This is a genomic window from Bacteroides sp. LFL-34 (genome assembly GCF_027257075.1).
Taxonomy (GTDB): domain Bacteria; phylum Bacteroidota; class Bacteroidia; order Bacteroidales; family Bacteroidaceae; genus Bacteroides; species Bacteroides ovatus.
The window spans coordinates 1-522 of record NZ_JAPQKZ010000173.1 but is presented as its reverse complement, the minus strand read 5'-3'; the positions used below and the strand labels follow the sequence as shown (position 1 = coordinate 522).

The 522-nt window shown below is 41.0% G+C and carries 1 pseudogene; it reads left to right on the top strand.

Annotation, left to right across the window (positions count from 1 at the left end):
• Window positions 1-522, top strand: a pseudogene (locus N5O98_RS27445) (hypothetical protein); the annotation flags it as partial.

Sequence of the window (522 nt, the reverse complement as noted above, 5' to 3'; positions counted from 1 at the left end):
AGAAACTGACAGATACCGATGAATCTTATTACAAAGGGCTTTTATACAGACAGATCGGTGAAGTATATTATAAACAAATGAACTACAGCCGGGCATATCATTATTTCCACGAAGCCAGAAATAATTTCCGCCAATCGGGTGATATCCAGGAGGAGACAAAGGCAACCCTTGACATGGCAGCCGCTACTTTTCACTCAAAAGATATAGAAAAAGCAATAAGGCTGTATTCGGCGGCTCTTGACTTGGCCGATGAACATAATAACAGTAATCTGATAGAAGTCAGCCTTACTAATCTTGCATCACTATATGTGATATCCAAACGGCATATATCCAATGACCTGTTACAGCGAATCGAACTTTCCGCCCGACAGGATACGGTATATGGATATCACACATTGACAGATGTAAGTCTTTTGAAGAATCATATAGACAGTGCACGGTATTATCTGGAGCTTGCAAAGGCGCACACTACTGATATTTGCGACATGGCAGAACTACAATACACTGCATACCATATCGAAG